Raw genomic sequence first — 21,964 nt, forward strand, 5'->3', positions numbered from 1 at the left:
GGGGCTGCGGCGCGGGTCCGGGACCGGGCAGGCGTTACGGGACTCCAACAGGGCGGGGGCCGTCCGGGGTGGTGGCGGTCGGCCGGGGTGCGGACACCTGTCGGTGGGGGCGGACCTGCGTGTGTGAGGAGCCGGAGCAGTGAGCAGGTGCATGAGGGCCGGTTCTCCCGCTCGCGGTGCGGTGCTTGTGGGATGTGTTGGGTTGGCCGGAATGTGAGGGGCGCCGTATGTGTGCGAGAAGCGTCATCGAGGGGCGACGAGTTCTGGGCCGCGGCGGTTCGAGCCGTCGCGCGGCGCGAGAGCGCACCGACGGCGGCCCGCGGCAGCCGCTGGCGCGGGCCGTCCGGAGGCGACAGGGTGGCGCACTCGGCTCCTGCCCTGGCCGCTTGACGCACCGGTCAGTGAGTGGTTGAGTACTCACATGAGTGAGGAAAGACGCCGACTGTCCACCGCCGAAGAACGCAGGCACACCGTCCTGCGTACCGCGATCGGGGCGTTCGCGGCCCGAGGCTACTTCGGGACCACGACCACCGAGGTGGCCAAGGCGGCCGGCATCTCACAGGCGTACGTCTACCGTCTCTTCCCGAACAAGGAGGCGCTGTTCACCGCGGTGGTCGAGCAGTGTTTCGTCCAGGTGCGCGCCGCCCTCGAGGAAGGCGCCGCGAAGGCCCGGGGCAGCTCGGCCGAGGCGGTGCTGCACTCGATGGGCGACGCCTATGCACGGCTGATCAGCGACAACGACCTGCTGCTGGTGCAGTTGCACGCCCAGGCGGCCGCCGTATCCGAGCCCGCGGTCCGGGAGGCGGTGCGCGCGGGGTACGCCCGCACGGTCGAGTACGTCCGCGGCGCGTCCGGCGGCAGTGACGAACAGGTACAGCAGTTCTTCGCCACGGGCATGCTCTGTCACCTCCTGGTCTCCATCGACGTCGACGGCGTCGACGCCCCCTGGACCCGGACCCTGGCCTCCGGCATCGCGCACTACTGACCTGCGGAACGGCGGCTGCCTGGGCCCACGGACGGGCAGTCGCCCTTTTGACCACTGATGATGAGTGGTCAACCACATCTTTTCCCGGCCGGATACGCGGCGGTGTCCTCCGCCGCGCTCTTGCTCGCGGCGCGCCTCGAAGACGCTCGGGGCCCCGCCCGGGGCTTGAGAGCATGCCGCGCCGAGCACAGGCTTCGTCGACGTGTGGCGGAGAGTGGTCGTGAGGTCGGTGCAGTCGCCTGCCGATGCGCAACTCGATGCCCCGCACGTCCGGTTGACCCGCAAGACGGAAACCGTCGGCGGGCGCAGTGCCCGATCGAGGCGGCGCAACGCGGAGGCGGAACGAGTTCGTCAGTGACGGACATACCGGCGCTCCTGAGGGGCAGCCGGTCACCGAACGGCAAAGGGAGGTTGGAGAAAATGGTATCGGCGCAAGGACATTACGCGACAGGCGGGACGGGACCGGGCACGACGGTCGAGCGTCGCAACGGATTCGGGATCGCGGCTCTGGTGCTGGGACTGGTCGGTGTCGCCTTGTTCTGGACCGTGTTCGGCGGAATCGTGCTGGGGCTGCTCGCCGTGGTATTCGGGATCCTCGGATACCGCCGCAAGAAGCGCGGGCTGGCCACCAATGGGGCGATGGCCCTGATCGGCGCCGTGGCGGGCGCGCTCGCCATCATCGGTTCGTCGATCCTCCTGGCGGCGGGCGTCGCGGTGTTCAACTCCGACGAGTTCAAGAGCTACTCCGACTGCATCCAGCACGCGGACACCGCGACCGAGCGCGAGCAGTGCGCCAAGGACTTCGAGAAGGACGCGAACCGCAACTGACGTGCGGTGAAGCCCTGTCGGGCCGTCTCCGAAACGCCTTCCGCGTGACGGCCCATGCCGGCGCCCGGCGCGAGCCGGGCGCCGGCCAGCTCTCCCCTTGGTCACCGTGTCGGCCGCGGTACGGCACTACGCCGGCACCGGCGTCCTCCACGACCGGCACGGCCCATCCCTCATCCCACTGCGGCGGTCGAGCGCCAGCCATCGCCGGGGTTGAGCAGGGCGGTATCGAGCTTGATCCGTGGCAGGCGGTGGGGCGGCCTCCCGTCCGGCAACCGCCCGGCGCTGAGGGCCGCCCCGTGCGCACGCTCCGGTCCTGCCACAGTGCGCGCCGACACTGTCATACCGGCTGACCCGATAGGGGGAATCGCACGCCCCCTGAGCGCGAGCGGTGGCTGGAATCCGGCGGTGACGGCGAGACTCGCAGGTGGACCTGTGATCGTCGTCCGCGGCGGGGTACCCGCCGGCCCACGAGTCCCCCTGCCTCAGGAGGCACCCCCCATGACCTTCAACCCCCTCGAGCAGCGGGGCATCCCGCTGGACCGCCAGCTGCGCAGCTGGCGGGAGCTGAACGTGCAGCCCATCGACCCCGACCGCTGCGACCCCTACACGCGGTGCCGGATCATCGCCATGAACGGCATCGAGGTGGAGGCGATCCTCTTCAGCCACCAGCTCGCCCGCAACACGGTCGACCCGGAGGTGAAGCGGCAGCTGGCGCGGACCCGCTACATCGAGGCGCAGCAGCAGAAGGTCGTGAACTGGCTCCTGCCGGGCGTCTCGTCGGTGCTGGAGACGACGATCGCCTACGAGCAGGTCGCCGTGGACCTCACGGCGTGGGTGGCGCGCATGGAGCCGGACCCGTACCTGAAGCAGGCGTACCAGTTCGGTGTGCTGGAGGACTTCGACCACCTGTACCGGTACGCCAACCTCTACGAGATGATCGAGCACCGCAAGGCGGAGGCGATCGTCGACAACCTCACCGAGGTCATGCCGGGCCGGCCCACCCGGTTCCACCACCGCGATCCCGTCGACAACGTCCGCGACCCGTACGACAAGGACGCCACGAACCCCCTGTCGAAGCTGCACGCGCTGACGATCATGTCGGCGGAACAGCAGACGATGAACTTCTACATGAACACCGGCCCCACCTACATGGAGCCGATCGCCCGCCAGCTCTACCAGGAGATCGGGCTCATCGAGGAGGAGCACGTCACCCACTACGAGTCCCTCGTGGACCCGGGCGAGACGTGGTGGGAGCAGCTGGTCAACCACGAGTACAACGAGTGCTACCTGTACTACTCCTTCATGGAGCAGGAGAGCGACCCCAGGGTGAAGGCGGTCTGGGAGCTGCACCTGAACATGGAGCTGGAGCACCTGCACATCGCCTGTGACCTGATGCGCCGCCACGACGGACGCGAGCCGCAGGAGGTTCTGGCGCCGGAGCTGCCGAACGTGCTCACCTTCGAGCCGAACAAGCAGTACGTGCGCGAACTGCTGGACACCCAGATGGACCTCACGACCCTCGGCGCTGGATACGTCCGCGAGGCGCACGAGCGGTTCGAGAAGATGCAGGAGCAGATCCACGGTGGCGAGGCCCCGCCGAGCGACCGGGTGATGACCGAGCACGACGAGATGTTCGGCCGCGAGTACCGCGTCCAGACCGAGGGCGAGCACCCCGACCCCGCCCAGCGCGAGAAGTGAGGCAGCCGCACATGTCCGAACTCGAAACGCCCCAGGCCGGCGACGACCAGGCAACCGACATCGACGTAGTGTCTCTGCTGATGCGTCAGCACGGCGACATCCGTAACCTCTTCGACGAGGTCGAGCAGAGCCAGGGTGAGGAGCGCCGGGACGCCTTCCGTCGCCTCGTACGCCTGCTGGCCGTGCACGAGACCGCCGAAGAAGAGGTCGTCCACCCCTTCGTCCGCAGGTCGGTCGAGGGTGGCGAGCCGATCGTCAGGGATCGCCTGGCGGAGGAGAAGTCGGCGAAGGAGACGCTGGCGGCCCTGGACGACATGGACACCGACGACCCCAAGTTCATGCCCCGGCTGATGCAGCTGCGCACCGAGGTGCAGGAGCACGCGCGGGCGGAGGAGCGCTACGAGTTCTCGCACATCCGCCGCAGCACCGACGTCACCAACCTCGCCGCCATGGCCAAGGCCGTCAAAGCCGCCGAGGCGATGGCCCCCACCCGGCCCCACCCCGGTGTCCAGTCGGCCGCCGCCAACATGGCCCTCGGTCCGGTGGCCGCGCTCATGGACCGCACGAAGGACGCCGTCCGCAAGGCCATGGGAAAGAGCTGACATACCGGGGAGCCGCCGAGTCGGGCCGACCTCAAGATCGCCAAGGGGGTACGAGGGTCCGGCGTCGGAAGTGAGTCTCTGGGCCACCACCGAGCGATCGACGCACAGGGCATCCGGGAAGATCCGCTCATGTTGCGGTGCTCGGCGAGGCGATGCCGGCGCGGTACCGCGTCGGCAGAGCCTCGCCGAGTCCGTCGGCGGCGGGTGGTGGTTTACCCCGAAGCGGGCGCGGCACTCGGGCACCGCGAGTGACCCTTCCCCCGAGTCTTCGCCGTGCGATGCACCGGCCAGGCGCATCGGGAGCCAGTCCGGTGCCACAGCCGGGCGGAACAGAAGGCCATCGATGACGACGATCGGTGTCGAAGAGGAGTACCTGCTGCTCGACCCGGTCACGGGCCTGCCGGTACCCATGGCGGACAAGGTGCGTGCCGCGGCCGGCCTGGGGCGCCTGGTGGCCGACCAGGAAGTGCAGTGCGAGCTGCTCCAGGCGCAGGTCGAGGTGGCCACCCCGGTGTGCGGCACGCTGGAGGAGGTCGGTGGACACCTGCTCCGGCTGCGGCACGCCGTCGGAGCGGCCGCCGAGGCGCACGGCTGCCGGATCGCTGCCTGCGCCACTCCCCCACTGCGCCACCGTCACCCCGTGGCCGTCACCGACCAGGCCCGGTACCGGGCCATGCTCGCTCAGGCGCCCCAGTTGGTGGCGGAGCAGCTGGTCAACGGCATGCACGTGCACGTAGGTGTGTCCAGCCGGGAGACCGGCGTGCAGATCCTCAACCGGATCCGGGTGTGGCTGCCGACCCTCACCGCCCTGTCCGCGAACTCCCCGTTGTGGGACGGCCACGACACCGGCTTCGCCAGCTGGCGCACCGTGATCTTCAGCCGCTGGCCGGTCAGCGGCATGCCCCCGCGCTTCGCCGGCATCGCCGATCACGACCGGCGCGTGCGGCAACTGCTGGACAGCGGTCTGATCTCGGACGCCGGTCAGCTGTACTGGCAGGCCCGGCTTTCGGCGCGATACCCCACCGTCGAGGTGCGGTGCCCGGACGTGCAGCTGCGCGCGGACGACGCGGTGATGCTCACGGGCCTGGTCCGGGCCCTCGTGGAGACGGCGCTGGCCGAGGTCGCCGCCGGCGCCCCCGCGCTCGACTGCGACCAGGAACTGCTGCAGGCGAGCATGTGGCACGCGGCCCGCCACGGGCTGAGCAGCACCCTGGTCGATCCGGGCGGCCGGCAGCGCCGGGCCGGCGAGATGCTGTACGAGCTGCTGCGCCACGTCGCTCCCGCGCTCGACGCGTCCGGCGACAGCCGGCAGGTGACGGCCCTGGTCCACCGGCTCCTCCAGGGCGGCACCGGCGCGGACCGGCAGCGCGCCGCCCTCGCCGAAGGCGGCCTGCCCGCAGTCATCGACCTGGTCACCGGCAAGAGCACCATGCCCTGACCGGCCGCCACCACGAAACCACGCCCGTTCCCCTCGGTGCACGGCCAGCCAGTCGGCTGCCGGACCGGTGAGCCGCTGACGTCCCGTGCGCCACAACCATCGCTCACCGGCCGTATGGGGAACGTCCCCGCGCCCGTACCAGGTGCTGGGCGACGGGGCCGGGCTTCTCCTGCGTGGCCGGTGATCCGGGCGGCCGGGGCGGACGGCCGCGTGGCGCTGTCCGGGGCCGTCCGCCGCGGGCGGCGAGGGCGTCGGCGGCGGATCTGGTCGTTGGTGAGGCGGACGACGGTGAACGTGGCGCAGGTGGTCGGTCCGCGCAGTCCGGCCTGGGGGGCGATGATCGACCGCAGCACTCCCAGCAGTGCGGCGGGCGCAGCCTGTCCGCGTGATGCCGTGCAAGCGGCGGCCAGGGCCGAGTTTTCCGGATGCTCGGACGCCGGCACGGCTCGCTCGGGCGCGACGTCGGGATCTTGCGCGGTCTGGCGGTGATCCTGAGCGCGGGATGTGCCCGGCCCGCTCCCCCATGAGGCACAGCGACCGCCTGAACTGCCAGGTCGCCCTGCTCGCGCATCGCCGCGATGCCGTCGGTCCCGACGTCTTGCACCGCGCACCTCCCCTCCCGCGTTCCCGCCGCTCTCGCCGGCTGGGAGGTGGCGGGCGGGGTCACCGGGCTCCTGGGGTATGCACCCGTCTGGCCTGCTGTGATGGCGCGGCATTGGCAGTCCCGTGAGGGTGGGGTGGTGTGGGGTCGCCGTCCAGGTAGCCAACCCTCTTCCTCCCACCTCGAAGGAGCATCGTATGTCTGAACGCAACACCGCCGTCCGCAGCCTGCATGATCTTGGCCTTGCCGCCTGGTTCGGTGGCTCGCTGATGGGGGCGATCGGCCTCAACGGGGCGGCTCAGGACGAAGCTGGAACGGAGGTGACCCGAGACCGGATCTCGTCGTCTGGCTGGGCGAAGTGGGCTCCGGTCAACGCCGCGGCGATCGGCGCGCACCTGTTCGGCGGCGGCGGGCTGCTCGCCGCGAACGCCCACCGTGTCGCCACCCAGCAGGGCGTGGCCGCCTCCACCACGGCCAAGACCGTCGTCACCGCAGCAGCTCTGGCCGCCACCGCCTACGCCCGCGTGCTGGGCAAGAAGGTCGAGCTGGCCTCCTCCGCCGATCCCGCAGACACCGAGAAGGCGGACAAGCACCCGGTCGACCTCGACAAGGCGCGGCGGCAGCTGGCCGCCGCACAGTGGGCGGTGCCGGCTCTGACCGGATGCCTGGTGGTGCTCAATGCCCTGCACGGCGAACAGCAGCGCCCGAGCGAACAGCTCCCCGGCATGTGGGAGCGGGCCCGCTCCGCGATCCATTTGCCGGCCTGACGACGACGGCAGCAGCCTGCGCGGCCTCGGTCTCGGCGCGGGGCCTTCACCGCCGCCTGCCGGGCACCGGCCTGCTCCCCCTCGCGCGCCTCCTGCGGGCCCGCGCCCTGGCGGTCACGTCCCGGTGCAGCCGCTGCCCGGTGGCCGCCCGCCCAGTGGCGAGCAGGCCCTCCTGGGCCGTGCGCATGCTGCGCGCCGGACTCCGACCCGGCTCACCACCAGGAGCGGCAGACGCCGTGGGCCGGGCGGACGGTCCCCGTTGCACGGCCCGCGGCTCAGCAACGCCGAGGACGATGGAGCAGCCTCGGACGTCGACCGCGCCCGCCGGACCGCGCACCGCGCCCTCGCCATCGGCTGACGACCACAGACGTGGGCTCGCCGATCTCGTTCCAGTGCCGGCGGTCGAGGTCCCCGAGCAGGGCGCAAGACGGCCCGCTGCTCGTTCTGCGCCACCGGCGGACGGTTTCCGGGGGCCGGCGCTCCGCACTCGGGCGGACGCCTTCAGCGACATGACTGGTGGGCGACTGATCAGCGCCCTTGGTAGTCCGTCGCGTGTTCGGGGCCGTCCGTCAGGAACGCGGTGACGGCACGGCGGTGGTCGGTGGTGGCGGCCACCGCCGCGGCGAGCGCGGGGAGGGCGGAATCGGCTGCGGAGATGCCGCCGTCGACGTACCGGCGGACGACGTCCTTGGTGGCCTCGTGGGCCCGGGTGGGCCCGGTGGCGAAACGCATCGCATAGGCGTGCGCGTCGGTGTCGAAGCGGTCCGGGGGGAAGAGGACGTTGACCACGCCCCAGTCGGCCAGCACGGACCCTCGGTACAGGTCGCCGGTCATGACCAGTTCGCGGGCCCGGGCCGGGCCGGCGCGTTGCGTCAGGCGCTGAGTGCCGCCCATCGCGGGCGTGAACGCGATCTTCCGCTCGACCAGGCCGAACCGGGCCTGCGGCGTGGCGACCAGGAGGTCGCAGGCCAGGGCCAGTTCGAAGGCGGCGGTGAGGGTCAGCGAGTGCGCGGCGAACACGGTGGGGCAGGGCAGCGCCTCCAGTGCCTGTGCCATGCCCAACTGGGCTCGCCAGAAAGCCTCGGCGTCCCTCGGGTCGAGGGCGGCGAAGACGCGCACGTCGACACCGGCGCTGACGACGCGGCCCTCCGCGCGCACGAGCAGGGCACGCGGAGGGTGGGCGGTCAGCCAGGCAACCGCGTCCGCCCACGCGCCCCACATCGCCTCGTCGAACAGGTTCATCGGCGGGCTGTGCATCGTGAGGACGGCGAGCGGGCCGTCGAAGGTCAGCCGCAGGACCGCGTTCTCGCCCGTGAGGGACGAGGGGAGCGTCATGACACGCTCCGGAAGATGCTGATCGCGTTGTTGCCCCCGAAGCCGAAGGCGTTGTTCTGGACGTGCCGCAGGTCCGGCACGGCCAGCGGGGCGCCGGTGACCAGGTTGAGGTCCAGCTCCACGTCGTCGGGGTCGACCGCGGTCGGCGGGACCAGGCGGTGCCGCAGCGTCAGGCAGGCCGCCACGGCGCCGGCCGCTCCGGCCGCGCCCATCAGATGCCCGATGGTGCTCTTGATCGCGGTGACGGCGGCCCGCGGGTACTGCTCCGCGAAGATGCCGCCCTCAATGGTGTCGTTGGCCCGGCTGCCGGTGCCGTGCGCGAAGATCACGTCGATGTCGTCGGCCTTCAGGCCGGCCTCTTCCAACGACCTGCGGTGGCAGGCGGCGACACCCTCGCGGTCGGGCGCGGTGGGGTGGCTCGCATCGTTGCTGACGGCGGTGGCCAGCACCTCGGCGTAGGGGGTGGCGTCCGGGCGCAGGGCGCGCTCGGTCTGGAGGACGAACATGCCCGCGCCTTCCGACGGCGTGACGTAGCGCCGGCTCCTGGTGAAGGGCTTGCAGGGCGTGGGGCCGATGGCCTGCAGGGTGTTGAACCCGATGATGTTCTTCTCCGAGTAGGGGTCGCAGCCCCCGACGACCGCCGTGTCGGCGACGCCCGCGCGCAGCATCTCCCATGCGCAGGACAGCGCCACGTTCGCGGAGGCGCAGGTGCTCTGCAACAGGTAGACCGGGCCGGTGGCACCGACGGTGCGGGCCACGCCCTGGGCGATGGAGTAGGTGGAGAAACCGCCGGTCTCGGCCACGCTCCGGCGCCCGGCGACCACGTCCTCCAGCGCGTCGGCCTGACCGTCGCTGCTGCCGACGCAGACGACGGCGTCGCGCAGCGCCTGGTCCCCGGGGGTCAGCCCGGCGTCGCGCAGCGCCTCCAGCGCGGCGAACTCCGCGAAGACGGACGCGTCGCGCGGGCGTTCCCGGGTGACCGGGTCCACCTGGGCGAGGGCGATCTTTCGGGCCTCCTGCGGCACCCGGCCTCCGAGGATGCCGGGTTTCATGCCGGCGTACAGCGGGGGCAGTTCCACGAAGCGGCTGCGGCCCGCACACAGGTCGTCCCAGAAAGGTGCCGCGCCCGCGCCGGCCGGTGAGATGATGCCGAGCCCGGTGATGAAGACCCTTGCTGCTCCCTGGTTCACGGGGACCTCCTGGCCGTGCTGTTCGTGTGGTGCCGGGTCACCGTCACGGTGGCGTGGCGGCCGTCCGGGGCGTGGCATTCAAGGACGGCCCGCTCGGTGGGTCGCAGGGTGTGGACGAGGTCCAGGAAGGCGCGGGTGGCGAAGGCGCTGTTGCGCTCCGCGAAGGCGACGGGCGCGGCGTCGCCGGTGTCGGTGCCCTGGGCGACGGCCTTGCACACGGTGCGCATCAGGCGCGGGTGCGGAACCTCGGCGGCGCCGAAGTCGAACTCCGCGGTGAGGTCGGTGCCCTTGTGCAGGTACGCGTGGGCCACGCCGTCCCGGCAGGGGACGTCGGGCGTGTCGAGCTGGGCGTCGGCGACGGCCTCGCGCGCGTAGACGTCGCCGACGAGGAGACGGCTGACGGCGGAGCGTTCGCGGTCCAGGGCCGAGAGCGCCTGCCACAGGACGACGACCGGGGTGAGCACGCCCGCGTTGATCGTCATGCTGCGCCCGGTCGCGCCGACGCGGAGGTTGACGAACGCCGACGCCGAACTCGACGTGGCGTTGGGGAAGTACTGGGCGGACAGCAGCTTTCCCTTTTCAGCGGCGTAGCGCTGGAGCCGGGCCAGTGCGGCGGTGTTGCCGTACTCCGTGCCGATCACCACGGTGTCGTCGGTCCGGGTGCCGCCGTCCGCGCGCGCTCCGGAGGCGTCGGCCGCGCCCAGGACGAGATACAGACAGGTCCGGGTGAAAGCGTCGCGGAACTGGTCGCCGGCGGTGCCGATCACCTCGTGCCAGTCGGGCGGCAGACCCTGGCTGTCGTCCGTGCCGTTGGTCGGGCCGGGTGCGCACAAGGTGACCGGGCCCAGGGAGAACTCAAACAACACAACTCTCCATGGCGATTGGTTGGGTGGGCGAGGACGTGCGGACGTCAGCCGCCGACCCGCTCGCTCACGTGCCGCTGGAGGTCCCCCACCGTGACGATGTCGCGGGAGAATTCGTCGCCGAGTTCGATGTCCAGGGCCGCCTCCACCTGGACGACGACGTCGATCAGCTTGAGGGAATCGATGTTCAAGGTTTTCAGATCCTGATCAGCCGTTATTTCAAAGGCTTCCGGAAGTTCCGCGATCCGCTTCAGCACCTCGGAAATGCGATCGTCGATGAAGGTGTCCGACATTTTTCCTCATTTTTTAATAGAGACGCTTGACGGATACGGACACTAACCACGCGCCGAGCGGCTTGTCAATGAAGGACCAGTGAACACTGCACCCATCGCGAAGAGGGCCGAATACACGGCTGAAAACAGATGCGTCGCACGTGGCCGAAAAGCACACCCAGTGGTGAAGATTCAGCCAAGCCGACCGGACCGCGTAACGGAAAAACGCCTGGACTTCCCTAGGGTGGCGCAGCGATTTTCGGCCAAATAGCTCCATCGAAGGATAGTTTCGTGATTCATGTCACGTTGAAATCGCGCATGGCTCCGGACTAGATTCCATTGCTCGTTGGTGAATTTTCGAAACGGGGGGCATTTCTCCATGTCTGGAAACCATTCCACTCTCTCGCGCCAGGGATGGGACCGCTGGAATCTCGGCGCCGAATTCGGAATCGACGAGACGGACGCCGCATACAAGGCGCTCAGAGCCGCTTACGACGATCTCCCGGAGGACCCGTACGCGGTCGGCTCGGGCCGGTACCGGCGTTACGCCCGCGGCGTCTTCCTGCCGTGGTCCAAGGAGTTCTTCTGGATGCCGGCCACGGAAAGCCAGGCCCGTGAGGGCATGAACGGCTACTATCAGGGCGACAACAATCCGGAATACGTGAACGTCACCCGGAACCTGCCGGCCATCAGTGACGAGGTCTGCAACAACAAGCTCCTGCTGGACATCATCCAGTTCGACTACTCCCAGACCCGCTGGAGCGAGGACGACGCCGTCTGGCCGCTGTACGTCGGAGTCCACCTGATCAAGCTGCACATCGATCAGGAGGGGCAAGAGGCCGTCTCCTCCCCGAACGAGCTGCACCAGGACGGCGAGCCGTACGTCTTCGCCCACCTGATCTACCGGGACAACGCCGAGGGCGGCGCCAACCTCATCGCCACCCCCGAGTACCGGGGCAAGCAGCCGGAGGACGTCCCGCCCGCGGACCGCCTCGCCGACTTCCAGATGGAACGCCCCCTGGAGGCGTACGCCATCACGGACCACCTCGTCAGCCACTACGTCGGTCCCATCCGCCAGGGCAGCGCCGACCGGCCCGGCGAGCGGGCCATTCTGCTGGCCGACTGGGTGCCCATGCGCCACCGCATCTGAGAGGGCGGCACATGAACGGCATGCGTTACCGCCACGAGCGCCCGGTGGGCGCCGAGGCCGCCGACGAACTGCGCAAGGCCCTTGCGTTCCACTATCGGGACGTCACGGTGGAACTGCTGGACAAGGGTGTCGAGGTCGTCGTGGCGGACGGTCCGACCGAAGCGGAACTCGGCGAGATGGTCCGCCACTTCCTGCGCGGTCACCGCGAGGTGCCGGTCACGGTCGTCGCCGAGCACTCCGGGCGTCCCGGACTGTCCTGCGCGGTGCCGGACGATCACCGGATCGCCGCGGTCCGGGGCGCCTATCTGCAGGGCCCGGAATGGGCGGCGGCGATGGACCGGGTGCGCCGGCTGTGCCGGGAGCGGCTCGCCGAGCCGTTCGGCGCGCCGCTGCTGACCGGGCCGGCACAGCTCGCCCGCGAGGTGCTGGTCAGGGCCGGTTACTACCAGAAGTTCCCGAACCTGGTGAACGCGGTCGCCCGGATCCGCGACGACTACTGGGACGGCGTCACCGTCGCCCAGCTCCGGCCCGGCCAGAGCGAGGCGCTGGACTCCTTCTACCGGCCGGCCGGGACCGTCCTCACCCCGGTCACCTGCTACCACGTCTACGCCAATGCGGCCGAGCTGAAAGACCGCTACGGCACCGGGCTGTTCGCCATCGAGGGGCCGGTCTTCCGGCACGAGTCGCACAACCACAGCCCGACCCGGCTGGGTGAGTTCCGGATGTTCGAACTGGTCCGGATGGGCGGCGCCGAGGAGGTCGCGGACGACTTCGAGCGCATGCTCAAGGCGTTCACGGAGTTCTTCGCCGAACTCGGCGTGCCGCACCGCATCGTCAGCGCCTCGGACGCGTTCTTCGGTGACGCGCCGACCATGACCCGCGAGGCCCAGCTGCTCAACAAGAGCAAGTTCGAGGTACGGGTCCCGCTCGGCACCGGCGAACTGTCCGTGGCCAGCGTCAACGCGCACGGCGAGGTCTTCGCCGACGCCTTCGGGCTGCGCGAGTTGGGGACCGAGGGCACCTGTTGCGCGGGGATCGGCCTGGACCGGCTCACCTATGCCCTGCTGTCGTACGGTCTGCTCGGTACCCCGGCCTGACCCGGCCGGCACACCGGACCCGACCCATCAAGGGAATGAGTTCCATGGAAGACCTGAAGAAGGTCGTCGACGACCTGCTGGAACAGCTCGCCCAGGCGCGGGACGTCCCGGCCGACGCCGAACCGTCACAGATCATCATCAGCTCGCTCGACCAGATGCGCTTCCTGGTCGGCCTGGAGGAGCGGCTCGACGCCATGCTGGACGTCGGCGATGTGCTGCCCTTCGACCTGTCGGACCGCGAGGCGCTGCTCAAGAGCGTCCACGAGCTGCTCGTGGAGTCCGGAGTGACCCCGTGACCGGTGCGCCCGGCGGCGGTGGCAGGCGATGAGGACCACCCCCGTGCGGCTGCTCGACCTCAGGGCGATGCGCGAGGTCGTGCGCATCTCGGTGCCACTGATGTTCGGCATGGTCGGCAACCTGATCCTGATGCTCGTCGACCGGATCTGCCTCGCCCGCTACTCGGAGGACACCCTCCAGGCGTCCGGGCCCGCCGTCTTCACCGCGACCACAGTGATCATGGTGACCACGGGGGCGGTCGGCATCACCCGCTCCTACGTGGCGCAGGCCAACGGCCGCGGTGACGAGCGCGGCGCGATGGACGAGGGCGCCAACGGATTCGTCCTCGGCCTGCTGCTCTCCGCGCTGCTGCTGATCGCCACCCCGCTGCTGATCCGGGTGCCGCAGCTGAGCGGCCAGCCCGCCCACATTCAGGAGCTCGAGGCAGAGTTCCTGGGCCTGTCCACCCTCTTCGGCTCCGTCATGACCCTCAACATGGCGCTGTCGTCGTACTTCAACGGCATGGGACGCACCCGGGTCCCGATGACCGTCGGCATCATCGGGCAGGCGGTCGGCGTCGTGATGACGATCGGCCTGGTCTTCGGCCGCTTCGGGCTGCCGGAGCTGGGCATGCGCGGCTCCGCCCTCGGCACGCTCAGCGCCGTCTCCGTCATGTGCCTCGGATACGTCGTGTGCCTGCCCCGCGGCTACGCGGCGGGCTTCGGCCGGCTGCTGCGCCAGGGAAGCAAGCGGGTCACCCGGACGCTCTGGCTGCGACTGCGGCGCGGCGCCCCGGCGGGCGGCTCCCTCAGCCTGGAGGAACTGGGGCAGACGGCGTTCGTGTGGCTGGCGGCCGTCCTCGGGTCGGTGGCGCTGGCCGCGAACAACGTCGCACTGGCCCTGAACTACGCGGCAGTCATTCCCCTGATCGGCCTCGGCATGGGCTGCAACATCCTGTGCGGCAAGGCCGTCGGCGCCGGACGGCACCACGACATCCCGCACATCATGCGGGTCACGCTGACGATCTCCGGTGCGTACGTGGCCGTGGTCGCCGTCCTCCAGATCGCCACCCCGTCCCTGCTGCTCAGCCCGTTCGGTCTCGACGGGGCCGGCTCCGCCGTCACCGGTCACGCCGTGGACACCTCGCGGGTGCTGTGGACGTACTCCGCCGCGTTCATGTTCTCCATGGTCGGCTCCGGCGTCCTGGAGTGCCTCGGGCTCGCCCGCTTCGGGTTCGTCACGCGGGTCGTCCTCATGTGGGGTCTGTGCGTGCCCACGATCACCGTGTTCGTGCTGTTCAACCGCGATGACGCCGACATGCTGCCGATCATGTGGGTGATCTTCTCCGCCTTCGAGGCGGCCATGGCGGCGGTCTGCCTGTGGCGCATCCGGCGTGCCGTCGCCGGCAAGGAGAACAGGCTCCACGCCACCGATCCGGTCCGGCAGACCGCCTGACCGTCCATCAGACAGAGAGTGTGGCCTTTTCCGTGAACGTACTCCTCCTCGGCCGCGAGGAAGACTGCCGCGACTACCTCGACTACGCACAACAGCGGGGATTCACCGTCCGCTTCTTCGACCCGCCGCAGCTCGCTGCCGACGACCGCGAGAACTGGCGGCGCACCGTCGCCGACGCCGCGCGTGCCGCGGTGGAACTCGCCGGCATCGACGACGTGATCTCCTTCCACGACAGCTACCAGATCCAGCTGGAGCTGCTGCGCGGTGAACTGGGCATGCCCACCCGGGACATCGACACCCTGCTGTGCCTCGCCGACAAGACCCGGTTCAAGGCGCACCCCGCGGTCCGCGACCACATCACCCGCCACATCGAGCTGGACCCGTCGGCGAAGGCGCCCCAGGCGCTCGCCGCCGTCCGCGAGGCCCTGTCCTTCCCCGTCGTGGTCAAGCCCTCGAACGGCTTCTACAGCGCGGGCGTGGTGAAGGCCGGGACACCGGAGGAGTTCCCGAAGGCGTTCTTGCAGACCAAGCGCGTCTGCACCGTGCTGCGGGAGGGTTCGGGCCAGTCCCGGATGCTCGCGGAGGAGTACCTCGACGGCAACGAGTACGCCGTCGACGGCATGGTCAGCGACGGCCGGATCATCCCGTTGCAGATCCACCGGAAGCTGCCACCCCTGGTCGGCCCGCTCTTCCACGAAGTGGCCTATCTGACCGAGCCGTTCGACGCGGAGCTGGGCCGTGACTTCACCGCGCTGCTGGAAACCGTGATCCCGGGCGTCGGCCTGGACAACTCGCCCTTCCACGCGGAGTTCCGGTTCGACGGCCAGGGCGGGCTGCGCATCCTCGAACTCGCCCCCCGCCTGTGCGGCGGCGGGACCACCACCTACCAGCAACTGCGCATCTGCACCGGGCTCGACGCCTACGACCTGCTGCACCGGCTCGGCCGGGACGTCATCGCCCTGGAGCCGCTGCACCACCGCGTGGCGCTGGAGTACGACGCCCCCATCGAGCGCAGCGGCTTCCTCAAGAACACCGCCCGCGCGGTCGAGGTGTGCCGCAAGAACGACGTCACCACCGTGCACCTGCACCGTGAGGACGGCCAGTTCGTGCTGGCTCCGCCGCTCAACTTCGAGACGGTCCTGACCGCGTACTTCGCACGTGACACCCGGCAAGAGGCGGAGGCACTGCTGGATGTCCTGATGACCGACTGCACCATCGAGACCGAAACGGAAAAGTCCTCATGAGGCCGGAAATCAAGCGCGCCCTGCACACCATCCCCATCGGCGCCAGCTCGCCGCTGCGCGCCTGCCGCACTGTGGAATCCGAACCGCTGGTCGTCGCCGAGGCCCACGGACAGTACCTGCACGACATCGACGGCACCCGATACGTCGACTTCATGTACGGCTTCGGGCCGCTGATCCTCGGGCACGCACCGCAGGCCGTCAGCTCCGCCATCGCCCGCCAGGCCACCAACGGCACTCTGTTCGGCACGTACTGCCTGCAGGAGATCGAGTTGGCCGAGCGCATCACCGCGACCGCCGACCACCTGGAGCAGCTGCGCTTCGTGTGCAGCGGCACCGAGGCCGTGATGTCCACGATCCGCCTGGCCCGCGCCCATACCGGACGCACCGGCGTGCTGCGCTTCAACGGCGGTTACCACGGCCACTTCGACCTGGTGCAGAACAAGGACGAGGCCCGCATGCGCGACGCCGGTCTCGACCCGGCCGCGATGCGTTCCAACGTCTACGCGGAGTACAACGACACGGCGAGCGTCGAGCGGGCCTTCGCCGAGCACCCCGGCGAGATCGCGGCGATCGTGGTCGAGCCCGTCGCCTGCAACATGTCCCTCGTGCTGCCCGAGGACGGCTTCCTGCGCAGTCTGCGCCGCATCTGCGACCGCGAGGGCGCGGTTCTGGTCTACGACGAGGTGATCACCGGCTTCCGGCTCACCTACGGTCCGGTCAGCAACCTGCTGGGGGTCGCCCCCGACCTCACCGCCTTCGGCAAGATCATCGGCGGTGGCACGCCCGTCGGCGCGTTCGGTGGCCGCCGCGAGATCATGCGGCTGCTCGACGAGGAGCGGGTCCTGCAGGGCGGCACCCTGGCCGGCAACCCGCTGACCATGGCGGCCGGCCTGGCCACGCTCGACGTGCTGGCGGAGCCCGGCTTCTACGAGGAGCTGGAGCGCAAGGGCGCTCTGCTGGAGGCCGCAGTCGAGCGCCACCGGGCCGAGAAGGGGCTCGACTTCCACTTCGTGCGGACCGGCAGCATCTTCGCGTTCATCTTCGTCCCGCGCGGCACCCCCGTCCGCCGCAAGGCGGATGTCGCGGCCCAGCCGCGCTCCCCGTACACCACGCTGTACGCGGGTCTCCGGAAGGCCCACTACCACTTGGCGCCGGACATCGAGGAGCCGATGTACATCTCCGCCGCGACGCCGGACGAGACCCTTGAGGACTTCGCGGCCCGCGCCGTCGAACTCCTCGCCGCCGACCCGAACACGCCCGTGGTCGCCCCGGCCTAGGCCCTGCGCTCGGACCGGGCCGGATCCGAGCGACGCATCCTGCCGGGGTGACGGAACCCGCAAGGCCCTGTCACCCCGGCAGGATCGGTAAGCCCTCAGAGGCACCCCTTCCGCGAAGCCGGCATGCGTCACCTGCCGCCCGCCCCCTGCCGACGGGACCAGACATGAACCATGAGGCCAGGAACCTCCCCCTCCTCCCCACCCAGGAGAGTGTGCTGTTCGCCGAGGCGGCGCACGGCCGGCCGGGCACCCACAACCTGGCCCTGGCGCTGCGGCTCACCGGCCCGCTCGACCGCGCCGCGGTCGACGGCGCGCTGCGCGCCCTGACCGAGCGGCACGAGGCGCTGCGGGTGAGCATCACCGAGCGGGGCGGGCCGCGGCAGACCATCGCGGACGCGGTGACCGTGCCCGTCGAGGAGGTCGACCTCACCACCCCGGACCGGGACCTCACGGACGCCGTCCTCGACCGGCACTTCGCCGAGGCCCAGGACCGGCCGTTCCGGCTCGACCGGGCGCCGCTGCTGCGGGCCACCCTGTTCCGGCTCGGCGAACAGCGGCACGTCCTGCTGCTCGTGGCGCACCACAGCATCGCCGACGGCGACTCCCTCGACGTGCTCACCCGCGAGTTCGCCCCCCTGTACGCGGCCTGCGCCGAGGGACGGCCGAACCCGCTGCCGCCGCCCGCCCTCGGCTACGCCGACCATGTCGCCGCCCGGCTCACCGGCGCCGTCGACCGGCGCCGCACCCGGGCCCTGGAGCACTGGCGCACCGAGCTCGACGGCGCCCCCGCCACCCTGGACCTTCCCATGGCGCGGCTGGGCGGCACCACCCGTCGGCACGCTGCCACCCACCGCCGGGACCTGCCGGGGCCGGTGGCGGGCCGGCTGCGCGAGCTGGCCGACGAACACCGCGCCAGCCTCTTCTCCGTGCTCGCCGCCGGCGCCTTCGCCCTGTTCGGCCGCTACACCGGTGAGCGCGACATCGTGCTCGGCGTCCCGATGTCCACCCGGTTGGAACCGGGCTCCGAGGGCCTGGTCGCCCTGACGGTCAACACCATGCCGCTACGCGTCAGGTTCGACGCCGACGAGGACTTCCTGCCGCTGCTGCGCCAGGTCCAGGGCCGTACCTTCCAGGCGCTGCGCCATCAGTCCGTGGCCTTCCAGGAACTGGTCCAGGCCGTCAATCCGCCCCGCAGCCCGGGCCGTCAACCGGTGTTCCAGCTGGCCCTCAACCATGTCCGCACCGGCCCCGCGAAAGAGCCGGAGGCCGGGCTGCTGGTGGAGTCACTGCCGATCGCCAACACCACGGCCGCATTCGAGCTGATGCTCACCTTCGTGGAATCGGGCGACGACATCCGCTTCTACGTCGAGTACGACACCGAGCGCTTCGACGACGACGCCGTCCAGGCCCTCGCGGACCACCTCGCCAACCTGCTGGCCGGGGTTTGCGCCGATGCCCGCACCCCCCTCGCCGACCTGGACCTGATGGACGAGGAGGAGCGGCGGCGCGTCCTGCACCACTGGAACGACACCGGCGCGCCCCCCACCGACGACACCGTCCCGGCCCTGTTCGCGCGGCAGGCCGCCCGTCGCGGCGAGGCCACCGCCGTCGTGTGCGGTGCGGACCGCCTCAGCTACGGCGACCTCGACCGGCGCTCCGCACGGATGGCCCGGCTGCTCGCCGAACGCGGCGTCCGCGAGGGCGACTTCGTGGGTCTGGCGACCCACCGCTCCACGGCCACCGTCGTCGCCCTGCTCGCCGTGCTGCGCGCCGGAGCCGCCTATGTGCCGCTCGATCCGGTCTATCCGCCGGAGCGGCTGGCGTTCATGGTGCGGGATGCCGCCCCCGCCCTGGTGATCAGCGAGACGTCCGCCGTCGGCAGCCTCCCCGCCGGCTCCGGCGCACCCCCGGTCCTGCTGCTGGACGACCGGCAGGTGACGGCGTTTCTCGACGCGCCCGGCGAGGACACGTTCGAGTCCGCGGTGACCGCCGACCACATCGCTTACGTCATCTACACCTCCGGCTCGACCGGCCGGCCCAAGGGTGTCGCGGTCACCCACCGCAACATCGCCAACCTCGTCGCCTGGGCGGCCGACGCCTTCGGCGACGGGCTCGGGCGGGTGCTCGCCGCCACGTCCCTGAGCTTCGACGTCTCCGTGTTCGAGATCCTCGGGCCGTTGCTCAACGGCGGCAGCATCGAAGTCGTCCGCGATCTGCTGGAGATAGGCGAACGCGGCGGCTGGCACGGCACGCTCGTCAGCGGCGTGCCCTCGGTGCTGGACCGGCTGATCACCGACAGCGCCCCCGATCTGCGCGCCGACCACCTCGTCCTCGCGGGTGAGGCACTGTCCCCGCAGGTCGCCGCCCGGCTGCGGGTCTCCGTGCCCGGCGCCCGGCTGGTCAACGCCTACGGCCCCACCGAGACGACCGTGTACGCCAGCGCGTCCGCCACCGGCGGCACCGACGAGGACGGGACCGCACAGGGAGCACCGCCCATCGGCCGCCCGCTGCGCAACACCCGCCTGTATGTGCTGGACGACCGGATGCGGCCCCTGCCCGTGGGGGTGCCCGGTGAGCTGTACATCGCCGGCGCCGGCGTCACCCGCGGTTATCTGCGCCGCCCCGACCTCACCGAGGCCCGCTTCGTGCCCGACCCCTTCGGGGGGCCCGGAGCCAGAATGTACCGCTCCGGTGACATCGTGCTGCGCCGGCGCGACGGGCAACTGCAGTACGTCGGACGCGGCGACGACCAGGTCAAGCTCCGCGGCTTCAGGGTGGAGCTCAGCGAGGTGGAGGCGGTCCTCGGCCGGCAACCCGAGGTGGCCCAGGCCGTCGTCGTCGTGCACGAGGACCGCCGGGGCGAACGCCGGCTGGTCGGCTACGTCACGCCCGCACCGGGCACGACACCGGACCCGGCCCGGCTGCGCGGCGCGCTCGCCCGGCTGCTGCCCGAGTACATGGTCCCGGCCGCCGTCGTACCGCTCGACGCGCTGCCGTTGTCGCCGACCGGCAAGCTGGACCGCGGGCGGCTGCCCGACCCCGGCTTCGGCACCGGCGCCGGGCGTCCGTCCCGCACCCCGGACGAGATGGCCCTCGCCGCGCTGTTCGCCGAGGCGCTCGGCCTGCCCGGGGTGTCGGCCACCGACAGCTTCTTCGACCTCGGCGGGCACTCACTGCTGGCGATCCGGCTCATCCGCCGGATCTGCGCGCGCCTGGGCACCGAGCTGACCGTGCGCGATCTGTTCGAGACACCGACGGTGCAGGGCCTGGCCCAGCGGCTGCGCCCGGACCCCGCCACGCCCGCGAACGCGCCCGGAGCGAAGGCCGCGGCCGACGACTTCGGGGTGCTGCTGCCGCTGCGCACCCGTGGCAGCAGGCCCCCGCTGTTCTGCGTCCACCCGGGATTCGGGCTCAGCTGGAGCTACGCCGCGCTGATGCGCAGGCTGGACGCCGAGCAGCCGGTGTACGCCCTGCAGGCCCGCGGCATCACCGCCGCCGACGAGATGTCCGCCGGCTACCAGGAACTGCTCGACGACTATCTGAGCCAGGTCCGCGCCGTCCGCCCGCACGGCCCCTATCGGTTGCTCGGCTGGTCGTTCGGAGGCTTGGTCGCCCACTCGCTGGCCGCCCGCCTGCAGGCCGAAGGAGAACGGGTCGAGCTGGTCGCGATGCTGGACACGGTGATGGTCACCGGCAAGGAAGTGACCCCGGCGGACGTGTGGGAGCTGATCGAGGCGGAGACGGCCGCCGTACGCCAGGTCGTGCCCGACGAGCGGCGGCTGCTGGCGGTCGTGGCGAACCTGATCCGGGTGCGCGAGCAGTTCCGACCCGAACGGTACCGCGGCGACGTGCTGTTCTTCGTCGCCGCCAAGGAACCCGGCCGGGCGCTGAGCCTGAGCGAACCGTGGCTGCCGTACGTCGAGGGCCGGCTGCTGGAGCACCGGATCGCCTGCACCCACCTGGAGATGATGAACGCCCGGCCCGCCCGTGAGATCGGCGACCTGGTGGCCAAGGCGCTGGACGCCCTCGACACCACCACCACCTCGGAACAGGGCCGCTGACGACCCCGGCACGACCCGAGCACCGGCCCCGACGGCTTCCCGTACGGGCGCACGGAACCACTCCCGCACGGGAGGCACTCGAAACGGAGAGGGGCTCGCACCATGTCCCGTACTGCCCTGGTCCTGGGCGGGAACCGCGGAATCGGCCTGGCCGTCGCACGGCACCTGGCCGCACGCGGCGACCGGGTCGCCGTCAGCCACCGCACCGGTGAGCCGCCCGCCGGGCTGTCCGCCGTGCGCTGCGACGTCACCGACGCGCGGTCGGTGACCGAGGCCTGCGCACAGGTCAGGGCCGAACTGGGTCCGGTGGAGGTGCTGGTCCACAACGCGGGCATCACCCGGGACCGGCCGTTCGCCGCCATGACCGCCGAGGACTTCGAGGCACCGCTGCGCACCAACCTGCTCGGCGCGTTCCACGGGATCAAGCCGGTGCTTCGGGGCATGATGCGCGCCCGGTGGGGGCGCATCGTCCTGATGTCCTCCGTCGTGGCGCTGTCCGGCGCGGTCGGGCAGACCAACTACGCCGCATCCAAGGCAGGGATGATCGGTTTCGCCCGGTCACTGGCGCTGGAGGTGGCCGACCACGGCATCACCGTCAACGTCGTCGCCCCCGGCTACACGGACACGGACATGGTGGCGGCGATGCCCGAGGAGAAGCGGCAGAGCCTGCTGGCGGCCGTGCCGATGCGCCGCATGGCCACCCCCGACGAGGTCGCCGCGGCGGTCGGCTACCTCACCGGCGAGGACGCGGGCTATGTCACCGGCACCCTGTTGCGCGTCGACGGGGGCGTCGGCATGGGCCACTGACCCTGCGCGCCAGCGCCC

Annotated in this window: 18 protein-coding genes; 14 read left to right on the forward strand and 4 right to left on the reverse strand. The window is 71.0% G+C overall.

Annotated features, from left to right (window positions below):
• Positions 1–421 precede the first annotated feature (421 nt).
• From AB0M97_RS16195 to AB0M97_RS16220, 6 genes are all read left to right on the forward strand, one after another.
• Positions 422–985: a TetR/AcrR family transcriptional regulator gene (locus tag AB0M97_RS16195; RefSeq protein ID WP_365961499.1), complete on the forward strand. Its 564-nt coding sequence runs from the start codon at positions 422–424 to the stop codon at positions 983–985.
• 420 nt (positions 986–1,405) lie between these two features.
• Complete coding sequence (locus AB0M97_RS16200) at positions 1,406–1,813, forward strand: DUF4190 domain-containing protein (RefSeq protein ID WP_365961500.1); 408 nt, start codon at positions 1,406–1,408, stop codon at positions 1,811–1,813.
• Positions 1,814–2,311: 498 nt separating this feature from the next.
• Positions 2,312–3,511: a hypothetical protein gene (locus AB0M97_RS16205; protein ID WP_365961501.1), complete on the forward strand. Its 1,200-nt coding sequence runs from the start codon at positions 2,312–2,314 to the stop codon at positions 3,509–3,511.
• A gap of 11 nt (positions 3,512–3,522) precedes the next feature.
• On the forward strand, positions 3,523–4,113 hold the full coding sequence (locus AB0M97_RS16210) for a hemerythrin domain-containing protein (protein WP_365961502.1): 591 nt from the start codon (positions 3,523–3,525) through the stop codon (positions 4,111–4,113).
• A 343-nt stretch (positions 4,114–4,456) separates the two neighbouring features.
• The gene (locus AB0M97_RS16215) at positions 4,457–5,551 is read left to right on the forward strand and encodes a glutamate--cysteine ligase (protein WP_365961503.1); all 1,095 of its coding nucleotides are present in this window, start codon (positions 4,457–4,459) and stop codon (positions 5,549–5,551) included.
• A 798-nt stretch (positions 5,552–6,349) separates the two neighbouring features.
• A complete protein-coding gene (locus AB0M97_RS16220; RefSeq protein WP_365961504.1) occupies positions 6,350–6,919 on the forward strand; it encodes a hypothetical protein in 570 nt (189 codons plus the stop codon).
• A 528-nt stretch (positions 6,920–7,447) separates the two neighbouring features.
• Here AB0M97_RS16220 and AB0M97_RS16225 read toward each other — a convergent pair.
• Genes AB0M97_RS16225 through AB0M97_RS16240 form a run of 4 tightly spaced genes read right to left on the reverse strand, consistent with a single transcriptional unit; the run spans position 7,448 to position 10,600 of the window.
• The gene (locus tag AB0M97_RS16225; RefSeq protein WP_365961505.1) at positions 7,448–8,254 is read right to left on the reverse strand and encodes an enoyl-CoA hydratase/isomerase family protein; all 807 of its coding nucleotides are present in this window, start codon (positions 8,252–8,254) and stop codon (positions 7,448–7,450) included.
• Complete coding sequence (locus AB0M97_RS16230) at positions 8,251–9,444, reverse strand: beta-ketoacyl synthase N-terminal-like domain-containing protein (protein WP_365961506.1); 1,194 nt, start codon at positions 9,442–9,444, stop codon at positions 8,251–8,253. Before AB0M97_RS16230 ends, AB0M97_RS16225 begins: the two co-directional genes overlap by 4 nt.
• The gene (locus AB0M97_RS16235; protein WP_365961507.1) at positions 9,441–10,307 is read right to left on the reverse strand and encodes a hypothetical protein; all 867 of its coding nucleotides are present in this window, start codon (positions 10,305–10,307) and stop codon (positions 9,441–9,443) included. Before AB0M97_RS16235 ends, AB0M97_RS16230 begins: the two co-directional genes overlap by 4 nt.
• Before the next feature lie 47 nt (positions 10,308–10,354).
• Positions 10,355–10,600, reverse strand: coding sequence for an acyl carrier protein (locus tag AB0M97_RS16240; RefSeq protein ID WP_365961508.1), 246 nt, complete (start codon positions 10,598–10,600; stop codon positions 10,355–10,357).
• Positions 10,601–10,958: 358 nt separating this feature from the next.
• On the opposite strand from AB0M97_RS16240, the gene AB0M97_RS16245 reads away from it, so the two are divergent.
• From AB0M97_RS16245 to fabG, 8 genes are all read left to right on the forward strand, one after another.
• Positions 10,959–11,729 carry a 2OG-Fe dioxygenase family protein gene (locus tag AB0M97_RS16245; RefSeq protein WP_365961509.1) on the forward strand — a complete coding sequence of 257 codons (771 nt, stop codon included), beginning with the start codon at positions 10,959–10,961 and terminating at the stop codon, positions 11,727–11,729.
• 11 nt (positions 11,730–11,740) lie between these two features.
• On the forward strand, positions 11,741–12,826 hold the full coding sequence (locus tag AB0M97_RS16250) for an aminoacyl--tRNA ligase-related protein (protein WP_365961510.1): 1,086 nt from the start codon (positions 11,741–11,743) through the stop codon (positions 12,824–12,826).
• A 35-nt stretch (positions 12,827–12,861) separates the two neighbouring features.
• The gene (locus tag AB0M97_RS16255; protein ID WP_365961511.1) at positions 12,862–13,122 is read left to right on the forward strand and encodes a hypothetical protein; all 261 of its coding nucleotides are present in this window, start codon (positions 12,862–12,864) and stop codon (positions 13,120–13,122) included.
• A 28-nt stretch (positions 13,123–13,150) separates the two neighbouring features.
• Positions 13,151–14,557: an MATE family efflux transporter gene (locus AB0M97_RS16260; RefSeq protein ID WP_365961512.1), complete on the forward strand. Its 1,407-nt coding sequence runs from the start codon at positions 13,151–13,153 to the stop codon at positions 14,555–14,557.
• Between the two features lie 32 nt (positions 14,558–14,589).
• The gene (locus tag AB0M97_RS16265) at positions 14,590–15,801 is read left to right on the forward strand and encodes an ATP-grasp domain-containing protein (RefSeq protein WP_365961513.1); all 1,212 of its coding nucleotides are present in this window, start codon (positions 14,590–14,592) and stop codon (positions 15,799–15,801) included.
• Entirely contained in the window at positions 15,798–17,078 is a 1,281-nt protein-coding gene (locus AB0M97_RS16270; RefSeq protein ID WP_365961514.1) for a glutamate-1-semialdehyde 2,1-aminomutase, read from the forward strand. Before AB0M97_RS16265 ends, AB0M97_RS16270 begins: the two co-directional genes overlap by 4 nt.
• A 164-nt stretch (positions 17,079–17,242) precedes the next feature.
• A complete protein-coding gene (locus tag AB0M97_RS16275) occupies positions 17,243–21,139 on the forward strand; it encodes an amino acid adenylation domain-containing protein (protein ID WP_365961515.1) in 3,897 nt (1,298 codons plus the stop codon).
• A 102-nt stretch (positions 21,140–21,241) separates the two neighbouring features.
• Complete coding sequence (gene fabG / locus AB0M97_RS16280; protein ID WP_365961516.1) at positions 21,242–21,946, forward strand: 3-oxoacyl-ACP reductase FabG; 705 nt, start codon at positions 21,242–21,244, stop codon at positions 21,944–21,946.
• The last annotated feature ends 18 nt before the right edge of the window (positions 21,947–21,964 follow it).

The sequence above is a fragment of the Streptomyces sp. NPDC051207 genome (genome assembly GCF_040682395.1).
Classification (GTDB): domain Bacteria; phylum Actinomycetota; class Actinomycetes; order Streptomycetales; family Streptomycetaceae; genus Streptomyces.

What these genes read in the sequence shown, in the direction of transcription:
- AB0M97_RS16195 (WP_365961499.1), top strand. Translation starts at nt 422, where the DNA reads ATGAGTGAGGAAAGACGCCGACTGTCCACCGCCGAAGAACGCAGGCAC.
- AB0M97_RS16200 (WP_365961500.1), top strand. Translation starts at nt 1,406, where the DNA reads ATGGTATCGGCGCAAGGACATTACGCGACAGGCGGGACGGGACCGGGC.
- AB0M97_RS16205 (WP_365961501.1), top strand. Translation starts at nt 2,312, where the DNA reads ATGACCTTCAACCCCCTCGAGCAGCGGGGCATCCCGCTGGACCGCCAG.
- AB0M97_RS16210 (WP_365961502.1), top strand. Translation starts at nt 3,523, where the DNA reads ATGTCCGAACTCGAAACGCCCCAGGCCGGCGACGACCAGGCAACCGAC.
- AB0M97_RS16215 (WP_365961503.1), top strand. Translation starts at nt 4,457, where the DNA reads ATGACGACGATCGGTGTCGAAGAGGAGTACCTGCTGCTCGACCCGGTC.
- AB0M97_RS16220 (WP_365961504.1), top strand. Translation starts at nt 6,350, where the DNA reads ATGTCTGAACGCAACACCGCCGTCCGCAGCCTGCATGATCTTGGCCTT.
- AB0M97_RS16225 (WP_365961505.1), bottom strand. Translation starts at nt 8,254, where the DNA reads ATGACGCTCCCCTCGTCCCTCACGGGCGAGAACGCGGTCCTGCGGCTG.
- AB0M97_RS16240 (WP_365961508.1), bottom strand. Translation starts at nt 10,600, where the DNA reads ATGTCGGACACCTTCATCGACGATCGCATTTCCGAGGTGCTGAAGCGG.
- AB0M97_RS16245 (WP_365961509.1), top strand. Translation starts at nt 10,959, where the DNA reads ATGTCTGGAAACCATTCCACTCTCTCGCGCCAGGGATGGGACCGCTGG.
- AB0M97_RS16250 (WP_365961510.1), top strand. Translation starts at nt 11,741, where the DNA reads ATGAACGGCATGCGTTACCGCCACGAGCGCCCGGTGGGCGCCGAGGCC.
- AB0M97_RS16255 (WP_365961511.1), top strand. Translation starts at nt 12,862, where the DNA reads ATGAGTTCCATGGAAGACCTGAAGAAGGTCGTCGACGACCTGCTGGAA.
- AB0M97_RS16260 (WP_365961512.1), top strand. Translation starts at nt 13,151, where the DNA reads ATGAGGACCACCCCCGTGCGGCTGCTCGACCTCAGGGCGATGCGCGAG.
- AB0M97_RS16270 (WP_365961514.1), top strand. Translation starts at nt 15,798, where the DNA reads ATGAGGCCGGAAATCAAGCGCGCCCTGCACACCATCCCCATCGGCGCC.
- AB0M97_RS16275 (WP_365961515.1), top strand. Translation starts at nt 17,243, where the DNA reads ATGAACCATGAGGCCAGGAACCTCCCCCTCCTCCCCACCCAGGAGAGT.
- fabG (WP_365961516.1), top strand. Translation starts at nt 21,242, where the DNA reads ATGTCCCGTACTGCCCTGGTCCTGGGCGGGAACCGCGGAATCGGCCTG.